The organism is Bacillus cereus group sp. MG16, from assembly GCF_040459875.1.
Classification (GTDB): Bacteria; Bacillota; Bacilli; order Bacillales; family Bacillaceae_G; genus Bacillus_A; species Bacillus_A paranthracis.
Genome location: NZ_JARVHE010000001.1, coordinates 4648033 through 4664041, shown reverse-complemented (window position 1 = coordinate 4664041; position 16009 = coordinate 4648033). Strand labels below are relative to the sequence as shown.

The following is a 16009-nucleotide window of genomic DNA, read 5'->3' as shown; positions in this document are numbered from 1 at the left end:
GAAGTTAAACATGAAGGATTGGCATAAAAGTGTAGTTTATCAAATTTATCCGAAGAGCTTTAATAGCTATTACAATAAAGAAACCGGTGATATAAAAGGGGTTACAGAGAAACTAGATTATTTAAAAGAACTCGGAGTAGATTATATTTGGTTAACACCGATATACCAATCGCCACAAAATGATAATGGATACGATGTAAGTGATTACTACCGTATTGATCCATCTTACGGAACGATGGAAGAGTTTGAAGAGCTTTTAGAAGAAGCAAAAGCACGTAATATTGAAATTATGCTTGATATCGTTGTAAATCATAGTTCGACGGAGCATAAGTGGTTTAAGGAAGCGAAGGAAGATAAAAATAGTCCATATCGAGATTATTACATTTGGCGTGATGAAAAAAATAATTGGCAATCTAAGTTTGGTGGATCTGCTTGGAAATATGATGAGAAGACAGAGCAATATTATTTACATCTATTTGATGAGACACAAGCAGATTTAAACTGGGAAAATGAAAAACTTCGTGAAGAAGTATATGATATGATGCGCTTTTGGCTCGATAAAGGGGTAACTGGATTCCGATTAGATGTTATTAATTTAATTTCAAAAGATCAACAATTCTTAAATGATGACGGAAGTACAGCGACAAGCGATGGACGTAAATATTATACAGATGGCCCGCGTGTGCATGAATATTTACAAGAAATGAACCGAAATGTTTTTGAAGGGAAAGAGGTAATTACAGTTGGAGAAATGTCATCTACGACAATTGATAATTGTATTAAATATTCAAACCCTGAGCGTAATGAATTAAGTATGACGTTTAGTTTCCATCATTTAAAAGTTGATTATCCGAATGGTGATAAGTGGACGAAGGCTGATTTTGATTTTATTAAATTAAAAGAGATTATGTCTAATTGGCAAATTGAAATGCAAAAGGGCGGGGGATGGAATGCGTTATTCTGGTGTAATCATGACCAGCCTCGTATTGTGTCACGCTTCGGTGATGATAGAGAGTACCGAAATGAATCTGCGAAAATGTTAGCGACAGCTATGCATATGTTGCAGGGCACACCTTATATTTATCAAGGGGAAGAAATCGGTATGACGAACCCTAAATTCGAGTCTATTGAGCAATATCGCGATGTAGAATCGTTAAATATATACGATATAAAGCTGGAAGAAGGATTATCAAAAGAAGAGATTATCGGGATCTTAAAACAAAAATCTCGTGACAACTCCCGTACTCCAATGCAGTGGAATGAAGAGATGAACAGTGGCTTTACAACAAGTACACCTTGGATTTCGGTGGCTGAAAACTTTAAAGAAATAAACGTAGAGAAGGCATTAGAAGATAAAGAGTCCGTATTTTATTATTATAAAAAGTTAATTGAACTTCGAAAAACGTATGATGTAATTACAGAAGGAGAATATGCTATTTTGGATGAAAATGATCCTAAAATTTGGGCATATACTCGTACTACAGAAAGTGAAGTGCTACTTGTTATAAATAATTTCTATGGAGAAGAAATAACGTATTCTGTACCAGCTCATGTTCAATTAGATGGAATGAAACAAGAAGTACTACTGTCGAATTATAAAGATTCCAGCAAGGATATTACAAAACTTAACTTAAGACCATACGAATCAATTGTCTATCGATATACGAAATAAAAGATTGTATGCCCGCAAGGCATACAATCTTTTATTTTAAGACACCGCTGTATAAAATATTTACTTCTACCTCTGGTTTGAATTTTACTTTTGAATAATCTTTATTCCACTTTTTTTTCTTCCATAAGTCAGGATGATAAGCAATAAGATGTCTACCAATTCCGAAAGCATCACAATTTGCCTTTTGTAGTTTATTTGTTATTTTTTTCGCTTCTTTTGTAAGTTGCTTTGATAATTCTTTATTTAGCTTTTTTCTTTCATCCATTTTATAAAGGTTATCTCTTGGAGCTTCAAGGGCTATAACTTTTAACTGAAGCTTAATATGAGCATAAACATTGCCTTTTTTATCTGTTGTTATTTTTAAATCTCGTTTTAATTTCCGATTACTCACTTCCATTGTTAAATAGTCAGATGTCTTCTCGGATTCATCGCTAGTAAGTTTTTGAGTTATACGGGCACTTGTTCCCATTTTTCCGGTTAATAATACGAATAAAACAGATTGTTTCAAAGGTAAATGCCCAGTTAATTTATCATTGTTAAATAAAGCTAATCCGTTTGTAATTACTTCTTTTCCTTTTATTTTTATAGAAGGGAGGGGAAAGTCCTTACCGGGATCTAACATTTTTGTAGCAGCTGTTTCTAAAGTTTCTTTTGGAAATACACTCATATCTTCTAAGCTTTTCACTTTTTTCTTTAGAAAATCTCCAATTAGTAAATTTCCTACTTTCTTTTTTTCTAGTATCTCCGATGTTTCACCATCTACTGCAATAAGCTTTACTAAAGCAGTTGGATTTGTTGGGTCCCGAAAGCTGGCATCTAAATAGGGTAGTACCCCTTTTTTAAAAATTTTGGTTCCTAGTAATTGAACACCATATTTAAAATAGCGAATATTCCCAGTCACATTTTTTTTTAGGGCATCGCTTGTATCCCTTATGTTATGCCCTGTTGCTGAATGTATTTCATTCTCGAATGAAGATTGTTCGCCGCTTGAACTTTTTACGAGCTCAATTGTTTGCTGGAGTTGATTCTCTTCCGTAATATCAGATCCAATACTATAAGCTAACCTTGCTTCCCTTAATGGTTCTTGATCCCAACAGCCAGCAAGGAATACACTAGTACATAATACAAAAAGTAATTTAACTCTTTTTTTGGACATACTGTTCTCCTTTCTTATTTCTTATTACTGAATAAAGTAGAAATAAAAGAGGGAGGACAACGATGAAAATATAGGTGAACTTATCTGTGAAAGTTGCAATCACTTTTAATTCTTCAGGTGTATCGATAAATAGGGCTACACTAAAAGCAATAATACCAACGATTGGGACAGCCTTTTTATGATTACCAAGATTGAATATATGTCCAATTCCTATAGAAGCAGCGCAGTAATAACTAGCGATAGAAGCTACAACGGTTATCATCCAAATTGGTATGAATAGTAAATCAGTTCGGTCTATAATCCCGATATGTAAGGAGCGTAATAAGTAAGCAACTGGTTCTGGAATAAGCTCAATTTGCTTTGGGCTAAATACGATAAAGCAAATCCAAACAGTAAAAGTATAAAAAAGGGTTACAAATCCATTCGCGATAGAAATTGCCTTTAGTTTTGCGACAGAACTGCCATTTACTTTTGGAAAAGCGATAAGAATAATTTCAAAACCATACATGGCTGTAATTGTTTCCTTGGATGCTTGAATTATATTCCACCAGCCGGCTTCTGTAATGGGAAAAATATAAGAGAAATCAGCTCGGGAAAGCCCTAGGGCAATTAAAAGGGCCATTGGAATAATGAGGATAGAGGCCATGACATAAAATCGTACGATGACTTTAAAAGTGTTATAAGCTACATAACAACAAGCTATTGTAAATAGCATCAGAATGGCAGACCAAGGAGTAGCTTGTAAAATCCATACTTTAATGACATTACAAGCATTCAACATAACCGTCATACCAATAAGAGTAAAGTAAAAAACATAAGCAAAACCTAATAGTTTTCCAAACTTATTACCAAATAGCATACAAACACTTTCATACATATCTGCATCAGGGAATCGTTTTAAGAAAAGCCACATAAGTAAAATAATAAGCTGAATCGCAAGCCCGGCGATGAGCGCGGAAATCCATCCACCACCTTTTGCTATTGGATGAAGACGGTTAGGCAGGGAAAGTATACCCACTCCAATTTGGCATTGAATAACGAAAAAGGTAAATTGAACTAGCGAAATTTTACTTTGCGTGTTTGTCACCGTCCTCATCCTCTCTCGTTACATGTTGGCGCTGCATTTTTTTCGGTTTTGGATCATGTGGTCGTTCCCAAAATGACCAAATTGGTAGTCTTACAAAAGAATCTTTCATATCTTTAATCCGCATTGGGGCAACAGGAGAAAGATATGGTGTATGAAAAGAATGAAGCTGACATAGGTGAACGAAAGTTATAATGAGACCGAATGATATTCCTACATATCCGAATAGGGCAGCAAGGAGCATTAATGGAAATCGAAGAATCCGAACTGCTGAACTCATATCGTTTGATGGAACGAGAAAAGATGAGATAGCAGTTAAAGCTACAACGATGATCATCGTATAAGAAACAAGTCCAGCTTTTACAATTGCATCCCCAATTACTAAACCGCCTACAATACCGATTGTTTGTCCAACTCGGCTCGGCAAGCGAATACCAGCTTCCCGTAATAATTCGAAAATTAGTTCCATTAAGAGAGCTTCAAAAATAGGAGGAAGTGGTACTTTCTCTAATGAAGCTTTAATTGTATACACAAGTTCGAGTGGCAATACATCAGGATGAAAGGCTACGGTTGCGATATATATAGCTGGTAAGAGAAAAGCAATCAAAAAACTCACTAAGCGAATCATTCGGACGAAAGAACCGACAATCCAGCGGTTATTGTAATCATCTGGTGATTGATAGAAAGCAAATAACGTAACAGGAACGATAAGCGCTGTTGGATCTCCATCAGATAAAATAGCAACTCGTCCTTCCATTAAATTTGCAGCGGTCCTATCTGGACGCTCTGTATTTAATTGCTGCGGAAATGGTGAGAAAGACGTATCCTCTATAAATTCTTGTATATATCCTGGAGGCATAAGTGCATCTGTCTTAATCGTTTCTAACCTTCTTTTTACTTCTGTAACTAAATCGTCATTCGCTATATTTTGCATATAAGCAATTGCCACTTTCGTATGCATTTCTTCACCAAGTGTGAAATATTTAACGACGACGTTTGGACTTTTTATAAGTTTACGAATGGAAGCTAAATTGGTTGCTAAATCTTCTACAAAACCAGTATGTGGTCCACGTACAATGCCTTCATTATCAGGCTCTGCTATATCTCTCTTTAAAGATAAAGCTGTTTCGAAAATACAAAAACTGTCGACTTGTTCATGAAAATATAATGATTTGCCTTGTAATAAAAGTTGCACACCGTAATTTAAATTTGTTTCTTTCTTCATACTTAATGTGGCAAAAGCTTTATCTAAAGACAAATCCGACCGAGTTAATAAAGGCTCAAGAGCTAATTGGTGAATCAAATTTGGGTCTGCTAAAGATTCGATATATAAGATTGTTCCTTTGCCGTTTTGGAAAGGAAGATCTAATTTTTTTATATCGTCTGAATGACAGAGCTTATTTTCGATATAATTAATGTTTTCCGGAAGTGATGGAAACATATGCTTTTGATCCGTACTCTCTTGTTGTTCTTTTTGCTCTGTCATAATTTCCACCTCTTTTAGATAAAGTTACTTCTGTTAATTTTTGCTTTTTGTGAGAAATTTATGCTTGGGTTATATGAGAAAACAAATTCTATTTTATCGGCTATGATTGCCCACGCATTATTCAATTTCATAGCAGTACTTTTAACATTTATGTCGAATTAAGAAGATATATAGGAGGGATACATATGGAAATAGCTGTAGAACGTATTTTTACGAAAGAGATTTTAAAAAGAGCAGCGAGTTTGTTTCATGTAACAGTGGACGAAAAGCCGCTTGGAGATTTTGAGAATTATATTTTTAAGGCGAAGGGTGATAATGATGAAGATTACGTATTACGTTTAACACATTCTTCTCATCGCTCTAAACAAGAGGTAGAGGCTGAACTAGATTTTTTACGATATGTTGCGGAGAATGGGGCAAAGGTAGCAGGCCCCCTTTATTCAGCATCTCAAAATCTTGTAGAAGACATCAGAGCAGAGGATGAAACTTTCTTTTTCGCTTCTTTATTTACATATGCAAAAGGTGAGCAAGTAAAAGGAGCGGAATCGCCTTATTGGGGAGACGCTTACTTTGAAGCATGGGGAAAAGCGATTGGACAACTGCATCGCCTTACAATGGATTATCCTAAAACAGACTACCGTGATACGTGGGAAGAAGATGAGAGTGGGATTGTTAATGAATTAGAAAATGATCAAGTGAAAAAGATCGCTGCGGTATTAATGGATGAGATAAAGGCCCTTCCAATTGAAAGAGAAACGTTCGGCCTTATGCATGGGGATATTCATCCAGGCAATTTTCATTATGATGGTAAAGAGCTAACAATCTTTGATTTTGATGATGCGGCTTATAATTACTTTATACATGATTTAGCGATGGTTCTTTATTACTCTGTTCTATTTACACCGTGGACAGCGGAAGAGAAGACAGATTTTGCTCGTAAACAATTACAAGTGTTAAGAAAAGGATACGAATATGAACATAAGCTAGCGGATAGTTGGTATGAATCGTTACCGTTATTTTTACGTTTACGCGATATAGGTTTATATGGCACGATCCAAAAGAAGTTTAAAGGGAAAGATATGCCAGATAATTTCCGAAAGTTATCAGAAGAGCTATACGAAAGAATTATAAAAAAAGAAGCAATTGTGAATATATAATACATTCTGTTCAAAACAAAGTATATAAAGCAAATATATACTTTGTTTTTTTATACAAAAATATGTTTGTTTTATTAAAATAATATTGTCATAGATTCGGTATACACTTATAATTTTTATATATTCTGAATATTCTTGATAAAAAGGAGGGGGAATATTGGAAGCTTTCGTAAATTGGTTAAATAATATTGTTTGGAGTCCAGCACTTGTTTATTTATGTTTAGGAGCAGGTTTATATTTTTCTATTCGAACGAGGTTTTTACAAGTAAGGCACGTAGGAGAAATGGTGAAGCTGACATTTAAAGGAGAAAAATCAGAGGCTGGTGTTTCTTCATTCCAAGCGTTAGCACTTTCGTTATCAGGGCGCGTTGGGACAGGGAATATCGCTGGGGTAGCTACAGCGGTTGCCTTCGGTGGACCAGGGGCTGTATTTTGGATGTGGGCAGTAGCCTTTTTAGGAGCAGGATCAGCTTATGTAGAATCAACACTCGCGCAAATCTATAAGACAAAGCATCAAGGACAGTTTCGCGGTGGACCTGCTTATTACATTGAAAAAGGTTTAGGGGTTAAATGGTATGCATTAGTATTTGTTGCAGCGACAATTCTTGCAACTGGGCTTTTATTACCAGGCGTGCAAGCAAATAGTATTGCTGTAAGTTTAGAGACAGCTTTTGGAATTAACACTACATTATCAGGGGCTTTATTAGTTGTTGTATTAGCTCTTATCATCTTCGGTGGAGTAAAGAGAATTGTTAACGTAGCGCAAGTTGTCGTACCGTTTATGGCTATTGGATATATTTTAGTAGCTTGTGTTATTGTCGCTATGAATATTGAAAAATTGCCAGAAGCATTTATGTTAATTATAAGAAGTGCGTTTGCATTAGAAGCAGCATTTGGTGGTATTATCGGTTTAGCAATTTCTTGGGGAGTAAAACGTGGTATTTATTCTAATGAAGCAGGGCAAGGAACTGGACCACATGCAGCTGCAGCAGCTGAAGTATCACATCCAGCTAAGCAAGGTTTAGTGCAAGCATTTTCCGTTTACATTGATACATTATTTGTTTGTTCAGCAACAGCATTTATGATGATTATTACAGGCATGTATAACGTATTTGATGCAAGCGGAAAAAACTTTATCGTAAATAAATTAAATGGTGCACAGCCAGGACCGGGATATACACAGGCAGCAGTAGAATCTGTTTTCCCTGGATTTGGAAACGGTTTCGTTGCAATCTCGTTACTATTCTTTGCATTTACAACAATTATGGCGTATTACTACATTGCAGAAACGAATATCGCGTACTTAAATCGTGATAAAGACCGCCCTTGGCTGTCTATGGTACTAAAGTTTTTATTTTTAGGAGCTGTATTCTACGGTTGTATCAAAACAGCAGCAACGGCTTGGGCTTTAGGTGATATCGGTGTAGGGATTATGGCATGGGTAAATATCATTGCGATTTTATTGTTACAAAAACCTGCATTAGTTGCATTAAAGGATTATGAAAAGCAGAAGAAAGAAGGAAAAGATCCAGTATTTAATCCAGGGCCATTAGGCATTAAAAATGCTGATTTCTGGGAACATGAATACGGAAAAGATAAGAAAGAAGAAGTATCTTAATAAAATAGAAATGAAAAAGCAAAGGGAAAATGCCTTTGCTTTTTTTATGGACAAAATGAGGCTGGAAGTTATTTTTTTGCCTATTTTTGAATATAAAAAGAATGTACATGCTTTGTTAGGGGAAGGGGTGAGTATGTTGATAGAGTTTCGTAATGTAAATAAATATTATGGCAATTTTCAAGTATTAAAAGATATTAATGTGCAAGTGAAAAAAGGTGAAGTGGTAGTAGTTGTTGGGCCTTCAGGATCAGGAAAAAGCACGTTGCTTCGGTGTATAAACCAGCTAGAGTCAATTACAGAGGGAGAGTTAATTGTACAAAATACAGAGGTACACAATGCAAAAACAGATATGAATGAATTACGCCGAAATATCGGAATGGTCTTTCAACATTTTTATTTATATCCACATAAAACGGTTCTGCAAAATATTACACTAGCACCTATTAAAGTAAATAAAATTTCAAAAGAGGAAGCTGAGAAAACGGCGATGTTTTATTTAGAGAAAGTAGGAATCCCGGAGAAGGCCAGTGTATATCCACATCAATTATCCGGAGGACAACAGCAAAGGGTAGCGATTGCTAGGGGGCTCGCGATGCAGCCGGAAATTATGCTATTCGATGAGCCTACGTCTGCTCTTGATCCGGAGATGATCGGGGAAGTACTTGATGTTATGAAAACGCTAGCTAAAGAAGGGATGACGATGGTTGTTGTCACGCATGAGATGGGATTCGCGCGGGAGGTAGCCGATCGGATTTTATTTATGGATGATGGAAAAATCATTGAGGATACAACACCGGCGCAATTTTTTGCAAGTCCTGAACAAGAAAGAGCGCGTCTATTTTTAAGCCGAGTGTTAAACCATTAAAGGAGGAGTTTTATGCTTAAAATGAAAAAGTTGTTTACGTTAATCGTATTTTCATGTCTATTCGTACTTGTCGTTGCTGGATGCGGAAGTAAAAAAGATGAGGCAAAAGAAACGAACACGAAGCAAGGCGGTGCTGTTGAACAAATTAAGAAGCGAGGGAAGTTAGTAGTTGGGGTGAAGAATGATACGAACTTATTTGGATTGAAAAATCCTTCGACAGGGCAGGTAGAAGGATTTGATGTTGATGTTGCAAAGGCGCTTGCGAAAAAGATTCTTGGGGATGAAAAGAAACTAGAGTTGAAAGAGGTAACATCTAAAACGCGTATTCCACTCCTGAAAAATGGTGACATTGATGCAATTATTGCAACAATGACAATTACAGAAGAACGTAAAAAAGAAGTCGATTTTTCAGATGTATATTTTAAAGCAGGGCAATCGTTACTCGTGAAAAAAGGGAGCGATATTAAAAGTATTGCTGATGTGAAAAAGGGCGTAAAAGTGTTAGCAGTAAAAGGTTCAACATCGACAAATAACATTCGCCAAAAATCACCGGAAGCGACTGTATTAGAATTTGAAAATTACAGTGAGGCGTTTACAGCGTTAAAAGCAGGAAAAGGTGATGTGTTAACGACAGATAATGCAATTCTTTACGGTATGGCAAAACAAGATTCGAATTATGAAGTTGTCGGGAAAATTTTCACGGATGAGCCGTACGGAATTGCAGTGCAAAAAGGTGCAGATGATTTAACGAAAGAGATTAATAATTTAATTAAAGACATGAAAGCAAGCGGAGAGTATGACAAATTATATGAGAAATGGATTGGGCAGAAACCAGAGAAGTAAAGTGATAAATAGTAAAAGTGAGAGGATGAGAGTACTCATCCTCTTCTTGTAAAGAAAGAGGGGAGAATATGTGCCTGATTTTTCTATATTAACGAATAACATTGATATGTATTTAGAAGGCTTTAAGTATACAGTTATGTCTAGTGTACTTGCATTAATAGGAAGCTTTATTTTAGGAGTAATTTTGGCGGTAATGCGTATTGCACCGATTCGCATTTTAAATTGGTTGGGAGCTGCTATTGTAGAATTTGTAAGAAATATTCCGCTCGTATTAATTGCATTTATATTCTATTTCGCTTTACCTGTAGTAGGAATTACTTTAAATGGTTTTGTAGCAGGAACAGCTACGCTTACCGTATATACTGCAGCGTTTATAGCTGAAGTCATTCGCGCTGGTATTTTATCAGTTGCGAAAGGCCAAATGGAGGCAGCACGTTCCTCAGGATTGACTTATACGCAAGCAATGTACCATGTTGTTTTACCTCAAGCGATGAAAATTGTAATCCCTCCTTTAGGAAATCAATTTCTCAATTTAGTAAAAAACTCTTCCATACTCGGAATTATCGCTGGTACGGATTTAATGTATCAAGGAGATTTAATTTCAACGAAGACATTTGTTACGTTCGACGTCTATATATTTGTCGGGATGTTTTATTTAATATTAACAATTCCGCTCAGTATGCTAGTGCGTTATTTAGAAAAACGCTTAGCAAAGGAGGCGGTGTAAATGGATTTTAAGGGAGCAATTACAGGAGATCATATCCTGTTTTTATTAAAAGGACTACTTATAACGTTAGAGGTAGCGCTCGTAGCAATTATACTTAGTTTTATTATTGGTAGCGTAATAGGAATATTGCGCTACATGAAAATCCCTGTCGTCTCACAAATATTAGGAATTGTCGTTGAAGTGATTCGAAACTTACCCCTACTTTTAATTATATTTTTCACGTATTTTGCACTTCCAGAAGCAGGATTGAAATTAGAAATTATAACAGCTGTAATTGTTGCTTTAACAATATTTGAAGCAGCAATGATATCTGAAATTGTTCGAAGTGGCCTATTATCTATTGAAAAAGGACAGATTGAGGCCGCAAGATCTTCAGGATTAACGTATGTTCAAGCACTTTGGCATATTATTTTGCCACAAGCATTAAGAAGAATGGTCCCGCCGCTTGTCAGTCAGTTTATTTCATTGCTGAAAGATACATCGCTAGCAGTCGTTATATCACTGCCAGAGCTTATGCATAATGCTCAAATTATTAGCGGACAAAATGTGAATTATACGATTCCAACGTTTATAGTAGTAGCTTGTATATATTTTATCGTAAATTATAGTTTATCAATTTTATCGAGAAGGTTAGAACTCCGTTGACTCTTACAATATATGTAAGGGTTTTTTCCTTGTTTCTCCTTATTTTCCTCTAAATAGAATCTAAATCTTGCAATAATTCGATTTTTTATATTATTTTATCAGAAAAGTTTTAATTTTATATAGAAAATGTAATCGCTTTCGTGTATATTTTTATTATCAGAAAATTTTAACAAGATATAGGGGTATTGGTAGGGGGAGGATTTAGATGCAGCAACCAACGAATGAGAAATTACATCGTACGATGAAGAGTAGACATTTATTTATGATCGCACTAGGTGGTGTAATCGGAACTGGTTTTTTCTTAGGTTCTGGTTACACCATTAATCAGGCTGGACCAGGGGGAGCCATCCTTTCATATTTAGTAGGCGGATTTATTATGTATTTAACAATGCTTTGTCTTGGAGAGTTAACGGCAGCGATGCCAGTTTCAGGTTCTTTCCAAAAGTATGCGACGAAGTTTATTGGACCAGGAACGGGCTTTATGATCGGCTGGCTATATTGGCTTGGCTGGGCAGTAACAGTAGGATTAGAATTAACGTCAATCGGTTTAATGATGAAAAGATGGTTTCCGAATGTTGATGTTTGGGTATGGTGTCTTGTATTCGGCGTTATTTTATATGCTTCAAACGCAATTTCGGCGAAAAGTTATGCTGAATTAGAATTTTGGTTTTCTAGTATTAAAGTAGTTACCATTCTTGCCTTTGTTGTTCTTGGTGGTAGTGCGTTACTAGGGTTTATATCATATGACGGAAAAGAAGCAGCACCTCTTTTCTCTAACTTTGTAAGCGAAGGTGGATTATTCCCGAATGGACTAGCTGCCGTATTACTTACGATGATTACAGTTAACTTCTCGTTCCAAGGAACAGAGTTAATCGGGATTGCAGCGGGAGAAAGTGAAAATCCAGAAAAAACAATTCCACGTGCAATCCGTAATACAGTATGGCGCATTATGTTATTCTTCATTTTAACAATGACGATTTTAGTAGGATTAATTTCTTGGAAAGAAGCTGGCGTAATTGAAAGTCCGTTCGTAGTTGTATTTGATAAAATCGGTATTCCATATGCAGCTGATATTATGAACTTCGTTATTATTACAGCGTTACTATCTGTAGCGAATTCAGGATTATATGCGGCAACTCGTATACTATGGTCACTTGCAAATGAAGGAATGGCACCAAAGTCTTTCCAGAAAGTAAATAAGCGTGGTATTCCAATTACAGCACTAGTTGTAACAATTGCTGTAGCTGCTTTATCTTTATTAACAAGTTTCCTTGCAGAAGATACAGTATACATGTACTTATTATCTATAGCTGGTTTATCAGCTGTTTCAAGTTGGATCATTATTGCCCTGTCGCAATTGCGCTTTAGAAGTCAGTATATAAAAGGCGGAGGAAAGTTAGAGGACTTAAAATATAGAACACCGTTATATCCAATTGTTCCTATTTTAGCTTTAATTACAAATAGTATCGTCGTTATTAGTTTAGCGTTTATTCCAGAACAAAGAATGGCGTTATATTGTGGTATTCCATTTATCATTTTCTGCTATATATATTATTATATAAATAAGAAACGGCAGAAACCGATGAAGGTGGAGACAACAAATGAAACTAACCATCAAACAAGATGATATTGAGGCAGATTTATCGTATGGTCAATTAGCGATTGGAAAAGAAAACGGGTATTCACCGTTACAATTACTCATTTCTTCAATCGCAGGATGTAGTGCAATTGTCTTTCGAACAATTTTAGAAAAGAAACGTATTCCATACGATACGTTTACAATTGAAACGGAAATTGGTAGAAGTGAAGCATTATCAAAACCGGTTGAAAGTGTTCATTTGCATTATAAAATTAAAGCACAAAACATTACAGAGGAGCAGTTGGACAAGGCGCTGCAGCTTGCAGTGAAAAATTGCACAATTGTTCAGTCTGTAAAGGATAGTATAAAAGTTACGGAAACGATTGAATTAATAAAGTGAAACTGTAATCAGTGGGAGTGTTTATCCCCACTGATTACTAGTTGAACCAATCGGGCTTTTACGGGCAGTTGATCTCCTATTTCACTTCTTTGCTTTACAGCAGAATTTTGAGATAGGGATCTTACTGCCCGTTAATGCGGGATAAAGTAAAACAGAAAAACGTGAGAATACGGCTCTCACGTTTTTCTGTTTTAGAGAGAGGGGAAAGTATGATGGAATGTTTAGGATGTAAATTAGCAAACGAAGAGGAAAAAATTTATAGAGTATACGAAGATGAGTATGTAACATGCTTTTTAGATCATGCACCTTTCTATCCAGGACATACTTTAATTGTGCCAAAACAGCATGTTGTAGAAGTAGATGAATTAGATGATGTTGTAGCAAAATCCATTATGGATGCTTCTAAGCTTATTGCAAAAGCGATTAAGGCATTATATAAACCAGATGGAGTTACAGTTTGTCAAAATGGTGGAGTATTTAACGAGTTAACACATTACCATATGCATGTCGTACCAAGATATAAAGAGCGCTCATTTGCTGAGTTTTATATGGTACAACCGGGAGAAAAGCAGAATCATAAATTGGAAGAGACACAGAATTTGTTAACAGAAGCGATAGAGCATATGCTGCTTACTGAAAAGGCGTAGCAGTCAGGAAAATTCTAATATTAAAAAGCCCAGTTTCTCAGTTAAAATAGAGAAATTGGGCTTTTGTTTATTTTATTATTAAATTTTATTTATAAATAGATTTTGTAGTGTCACAAAGTATATGGTTCATTCGTTATATAGAGTGAGAGGAGGAATTATATGAAAGTTACAAACAACGATTATGAAAAGATGGAAGAGCTATATGAGTTGTATGAACAAAAGATTTATTATGTAGCGTATTCTATTTTAAATAATATTCAACAGGCTGAAGATGCAGTTCAAGAGACGTTTATTAATCTTTATAAGAACTTGGAAAAGCTCCATAGCTTGAGTACTGAAGAGCTTAAACGATACATTTTGAGGGTTGCGAAAAACAAGGCGATTGATAGCTACCGGAAAAATAGACGACATGAAACATTTTTAGAAGAATATGAAAGAGAATCAGCAGAAGCAGTAGATGAAAATATTGAAGAGTGGGAAAAACGTGTAATGTCCGAGGTTCAAATTGATGCATTGTTAAAAGAGTTAAATGAGTCTAATAGACAGGTGTTTAAGTATAAAGTCTTCTATAACTTAACGTATCAAGAAATTTCAAGCGTCATGGGAATAACGGAGGCTAATGTCCGCAAGCAGTTTGAGCGTGCTCGAAAAAGAGTCCAAAATATGATAGGAGGTATACAACATGACGAATTCAAAGAACTCCAAAGAAATATATGAACTTGCTGAAAAAATTGCTTTAGATGATTTTGATAAACTCGAAGAACAACATGAATTTTCACATACATATACGCGCAAAAAGAAATTGTTTATGGAAGAAATGAAGCTGAAAGACGAGAAGCCACAGAAAAAGCGTAAAAAACATCGTATGTTAATTGCTGCTGCTTGCTTATTGATTGGTATGCCGACAACCGTTTTTGGTGCAGTGAAAGTTTATAATATGATTGTCCAAAAACAAAATTACGAAGTAAATGTTTCAGTAACAAATAAGGACTCGCAAAAGAGTAATAAGTGGTATAAGTTGAAGGTTGGTAAATTGCCAGAAAATATGGAAGCAATTGATGATAGTGCTATGAAATATTCATTTAAAGATAACTACGCAATGGGGGGATTTTCATTCGCTCTTTCGAGAGTGGGAGAAAATGCGGATTTTCAAACTTTATATTCAAAAAGTTATGAAGAAAAAGAGATAAATGGCAGGAAAGCAGTAATTGTTCATAAAGAAACTGGAAACAACAACGTAATGTTTGACAGAAAGGTCTTTCTCTTTTTTGAGAAAGAAGGGATTATGTTAGAAAGTTATATTGGATCCGATGTAAACGAAGAACAAATGATAGATGTGTTAGGGAGTATTTCACTTGAGCCTACGTCAAAAGGAAAGGCATCATATATAGCAGATTATGATGAAAATCGCTTTACCAAAGCAGCTGAACCGAAAGAAAATAAGGTGATTCCATTGAAAAAAGATAGTAAACGACTATTTCATATAGGACAAAAGGTTCCAGTAACGATATCTATGGATAACAGCCAAATTGAATATGTGATAGAAAAAGTTGAAGTCTTTGATTCAATCAAAGATTTTAAACAAGAGAACTTTAATGAACTTGGCCTAGAGATATTAAGCAAGAATAAGGCTTTAGATCAGACGGGAAAATTACTATCGTACAGACGAGATGAATATAAATTAGGGAATGGTAAAGAGTCAATTGATACATTAGTAGATTCCAAATTAGTTAATGTTAAATTTGTCTATTTAACAACAACAGTGAAAAATATTGGTAAAAAGTCGACAGAAGAAATCTATATGCATCCATCTATAAAACAGCTTAAATTTGAAGGGAATGCATGGAACTACGCTAAAGAAGAAGGAATGGACGCAACGCGTATTATGACGGGTGAAGTTGATTACTTGGAACCTCACGGAGACGGAAAAAGCTTTTATAATATTGGCAGTATCCGACCTGGACAAACGGTGAAGGTTAACTTAGGTTATTTTGTAGATGAGGATAAACTAGATTCAATCTTTTTGGATGCTTTCCATTACAGAGGGAATGGTGGCACTGAAAATATGAATGCGGAATATCGTTGGTGGATTGATATTCGTCAATAGTAACAAAGAGACTAAAAAGCTGC

General features: G+C 35.5%; 15 protein-coding genes and 1 pseudogene. 13 read left to right on the top strand and 3 right to left on the bottom strand.

Features of this window, described 5'->3' with window-relative positions:
* The first annotated feature begins 10 nt into the window (after positions 1-10).
* Positions 11-1672, top strand: a complete 1662-nt coding sequence (treC, locus tag QCI73_RS24350) for an alpha,alpha-phosphotrehalase (RefSeq protein ID WP_327923643.1) — start codon at positions 11-13, stop codon at positions 1670-1672.
* A gap of 31 nt (positions 1673-1703) precedes the next feature.
* On the opposite strand, the gene gerKC is transcribed toward treC, so the two are convergent.
* From gerKC to gerKA, 3 genes are read right to left on the bottom strand one after another with little or no spacing between them, the layout of a single operon-like run.
* A complete protein-coding gene (gerKC, locus tag QCI73_RS24345; protein ID WP_353823923.1) occupies positions 1704-2828 on the bottom strand; it encodes a spore germination protein GerKC in 1125 nt (374 codons plus the stop codon).
* Positions 2809-3915, bottom strand: a complete 1107-nt coding sequence (locus QCI73_RS24340) for a GerAB/ArcD/ProY family transporter (RefSeq protein WP_000185776.1) — start codon at positions 3913-3915, stop codon at positions 2809-2811. The genes gerKC and QCI73_RS24340 overlap by 20 nt, the downstream gene beginning before the upstream one ends.
* Positions 3896-5398 (bottom strand): spore germination protein GerKA, encoded by a 1503-nt coding sequence (gerKA, locus tag QCI73_RS24335; RefSeq protein ID WP_327923642.1) that lies wholly within the window; start codon positions 5396-5398, stop codon positions 3896-3898. The genes QCI73_RS24340 and gerKA overlap by 20 nt, the downstream gene beginning before the upstream one ends.
* Before the next feature lie 69 nt (positions 5399-5467).
* Here gerKA and QCI73_RS30880 point away from each other — a divergent pair.
* From QCI73_RS30880 to QCI73_RS24275, 12 genes and pseudogenes are all read left to right on the top strand, one after another.
* Positions 5468-5560, top strand: a pseudogene (locus QCI73_RS30880) (CPBP family intramembrane glutamate endopeptidase); the annotation flags it as partial.
* A 23-nt stretch (positions 5561-5583) separates the two neighbouring features.
* Positions 5584-6555 carry a phosphotransferase enzyme family protein gene (locus QCI73_RS24325; protein ID WP_327923640.1) on the top strand — a complete coding sequence of 324 codons (972 nt, stop codon included), beginning with the start codon at positions 5584-5586 and terminating at the stop codon, positions 6553-6555.
* Between the two features lie 157 nt (positions 6556-6712).
* Positions 6713-8173 carry an alanine/glycine:cation symporter family protein gene (locus tag QCI73_RS24320; protein WP_353823922.1) on the top strand — a complete coding sequence of 487 codons (1461 nt, stop codon included), beginning with the start codon at positions 6713-6715 and terminating at the stop codon, positions 8171-8173.
* Between the two features lie 136 nt (positions 8174-8309).
* Positions 8310-9038, top strand: a complete 729-nt coding sequence (locus QCI73_RS24315; protein WP_171484669.1) for an amino acid ABC transporter ATP-binding protein — start codon at positions 8310-8312, stop codon at positions 9036-9038.
* Between the two features lie 12 nt (positions 9039-9050).
* Positions 9051-9881, top strand: coding sequence for a glutamine ABC transporter substrate-binding protein GlnH (gene glnH, locus QCI73_RS24310; RefSeq protein ID WP_327923636.1), 831 nt, complete (start codon positions 9051-9053; stop codon positions 9879-9881).
* 70 nt (positions 9882-9951) lie between these two features.
* Complete coding sequence (locus QCI73_RS24305; protein ID WP_262725071.1) at positions 9952-10608, top strand: amino acid ABC transporter permease; 657 nt, start codon at positions 9952-9954, stop codon at positions 10606-10608.
* Complete coding sequence (locus tag QCI73_RS24300) at positions 10609-11253, top strand: amino acid ABC transporter permease (RefSeq protein ID WP_327923634.1); 645 nt, start codon at positions 10609-10611, stop codon at positions 11251-11253.
* 205 nt (positions 11254-11458) lie between these two features.
* Positions 11459-12880 carry an amino acid permease gene (locus QCI73_RS24295; RefSeq protein ID WP_353823921.1) on the top strand — a complete coding sequence of 474 codons (1422 nt, stop codon included), beginning with the start codon at positions 11459-11461 and terminating at the stop codon, positions 12878-12880.
* A complete protein-coding gene (locus QCI73_RS24290) occupies positions 12855-13232 on the top strand; it encodes an OsmC family protein (RefSeq protein ID WP_044791368.1) in 378 nt (125 codons plus the stop codon). Before QCI73_RS24295 ends, QCI73_RS24290 begins: the two co-directional genes overlap by 26 nt.
* Positions 13233-13393: 161 nt before the next feature.
* Positions 13394-13879, top strand: coding sequence for an HIT family protein (locus QCI73_RS24285; RefSeq protein WP_157441014.1), 486 nt, complete (start codon positions 13394-13396; stop codon positions 13877-13879).
* 159 nt (positions 13880-14038) lie between these two features.
* Entirely contained in the window at positions 14039-14596 is a 558-nt protein-coding gene (locus QCI73_RS24280) for an RNA polymerase sigma factor (RefSeq protein WP_327923632.1), read from the top strand.
* Positions 14562-15986, top strand: a complete 1425-nt coding sequence (locus QCI73_RS24275; RefSeq protein ID WP_353823920.1) for a DUF4367 domain-containing protein — start codon at positions 14562-14564, stop codon at positions 15984-15986. Before QCI73_RS24280 ends, QCI73_RS24275 begins: the two co-directional genes overlap by 35 nt.
* Positions 15987-16009: the final 23 nt, after the last annotated feature.